Genomic DNA, 2,089 nt, shown 5'->3' with positions numbered 1-2,089 from the left:
TAATGGGGTTGCCGGCCGGGTTCTGCCAAGCTACCTGTCCTGGACTCGCACGTCGGGGAACCAGCCGGCAGGTGCTTTTTTGGGTTCGAGGTGTTCGGGGTCGCGGTGTTCTTTCATGTCGCAGTTGTAGAAAGGCCCCTGTGGGTCCAAAAGGACGCGCATGTGGTGGTCTGCATGGTCGCGCCACCAGACGCTCATGCCGGTGGCAGGGTCGAGGCGCAGGTGTTCCCATGCCCGCCACATTGCAGCTACCCGTGAGACGGCTTCGGGGTGGAAGTACCACTCGATGCACCACTTCGTTGATTTGCCGGTGATGCTGCGGACGTAGGTGGGCAGCAGCTGCTCGTGCAGGAATTCTTCAGCCGATCCGTAGACCAGTTCCGGTGTCTCCTCGGTCTTTCCCTCCTCGCCCTGGCTCGTAGCCGGGGCGGGGGTATCGGTGTCGAACAATCCAAAATCATCTGCCATGAGTGATTGCTTCCTTACGTCGTGATCCAGGGATTGGCGGCCGGGGCGGCCGGGACTGGTTCCTCTTCCGGCTGCGGGCTGTACTTCCTGATGGAGGCCTCCACGGGATCCTTGTGGGGGCCGGTGTACCAGGGCATGGTGCGGACCAGCGTTGCCGGGGCACCGGAGGCGAGGACGACGGCGCGGCCGCGGTCGAGTTCGGCGAGGTTGGAGACGTCGAAGATGCGTTCTTTGCCTTCCTGCCGGGAGCGGCTGGCCCCGGACTTGCCGGAGGAGATGGAGATGTTGATGTAGCTGTAGTCCCCGATCAGGTCTGACAGTGCGCGGAGGAAGCCTTCTTCGGCGACTCCCCCTCCGTAAACCTTGACGTTCGCGGCGGACCAGATTTTGCGCATGTTCGCCTCTCCCCAGAGTTCGACGCCCTGGGACCAGGACTGCAGGATGCCCATGACGATCAGGCCCTTGGAGCCGTAGTGGCTGAACTGGTCCGGCAGGCCTGCCCATCGGACGACGTTGGCCAGCTCGTCGAGGGCGAAGAGTGTAGGTTTGGGCAGGCGGCCGCCGCTGCGTTCGGCGCGTTCTTCCATGGCCTCGGCGATGGCGACCGTCAGTGCCGTAGTTAGTGGGGCAGCAGAGCCGGCTCCTTCTTTGGAGAGGATGTAGATCGTCTCCCGGGAGCCAGCGAAGGCATGCGGGTCAAACTGGCGGCGCCTATCGGTGACCACGCTCGCGCCCCCGGTCGGGGCGACCCACCGCAGCGTGTTCCTGCTCTTGAGGCACTGAATCATCTTTTCGGCGGTGCCGAAGATACCGTCGCGCTGCTTATCGGCCAGTTCCAGCGTGGATTCCAGCCCCTTGTACTGCAGCTCGTAGTCATGTGTTTTGAGGATGTTGATGGGTTCGCGGTTCACCTGCTCGGTCACCCACAGGTAGACCTGGGTGATCGGCAGCCCGCCCAGTGCGGCCGCGAGGAAGTAGGAGGAGAGGATGTCTTCGGCTTTGGGGTCGAAGTAGGCATCGGGCTTGGACCCCGGGACCCGCGAACCGACCGAGAAGTGCTGGGTGAGCTTGTAGGCTTTTTCTTCGTCGGTGACGTAGGAGAGCGGGTTCCACCACCAGTCCGGTTCCTCCTGGGCGATCTTCTGCGGATCGAAGACCCACACCGGGGCGGTGGTCTCGCGGACGCCCCGGGTGCCGTCCACGACGTCGCGCTTGTTCGAGGTCGATACCACCGCTCCGGGGGCATCCAGGATTGCCGGGATCACCCTGGAGGTCGACTTACCGGTTCGGGGCCCCAGATATCGAGGCTGAGGTCTTCCCAGGACTGAATAAACTTCTGGCCGGTGGAGACCACCCGGCCGACCGTGATGCCCGGGGTGTTCTTCACGCCCAGGCGGTCGGCCTTGGCCTGTGCGCCTTTTTCGGAGAACGCGGCCAGTGACTTGCCGCGTCCGAGGTAGCGGGCGGCCTTATCCACGCGGGCGCGCTTGGACGCGCCCTTCCACCAGGCCGTCAGCACAACGGCGGTCAGCCCCAGGACCAGGCCGGCCATGACGGATGCGGCGAGAGTGGATTCGGCGGGCCAGGGCACCCGGCCCTTGGCCAGCCCTGCCAGCAGATC

At 64.5% G+C, this 2,089-nt stretch carries 2 protein-coding genes and 1 pseudogene; all 3 read right to left on the bottom strand.

The annotated features are described in order from the left end of the window. Nucleotides 1-30: 30 nt before the first annotated feature. Nucleotides 31-468, bottom strand: a complete 438-nt coding sequence (locus D477_RS18835; protein ID WP_005273677.1) for a DUF4913 domain-containing protein — start codon at nt 466-468, stop codon at nt 31-33. A 14-nt stretch (nt 469-482) separates the two neighbouring features. After that, the gene (locus tag D477_RS18830) at nt 483-1,733 is read right to left on the bottom strand and encodes a type IV secretory system conjugative DNA transfer family protein (protein ID WP_237740837.1); all 1,251 of its coding nucleotides are present in this window, start codon (nt 1,731-1,733) and stop codon (nt 483-485) included. Continuing rightward, nucleotides 1,730-2,089, bottom strand: a pseudogene (locus D477_RS23435) (conjugal transfer protein); the annotation flags it as partial. The pseudogene D477_RS23435 and the gene D477_RS18830, both read right to left, overlap by 4 nt.

Source organism: Arthrobacter crystallopoietes BAB-32, from assembly GCF_000328305.2.
Lineage (GTDB): Bacteria > Actinomycetota > Actinomycetes > Actinomycetales > Micrococcaceae > Crystallibacter > Crystallibacter crystallopoietes_A.
Note: the sequence above shows the minus strand (reverse complement) of the source record. Positions and strands in the feature narration are given on the sequence as shown.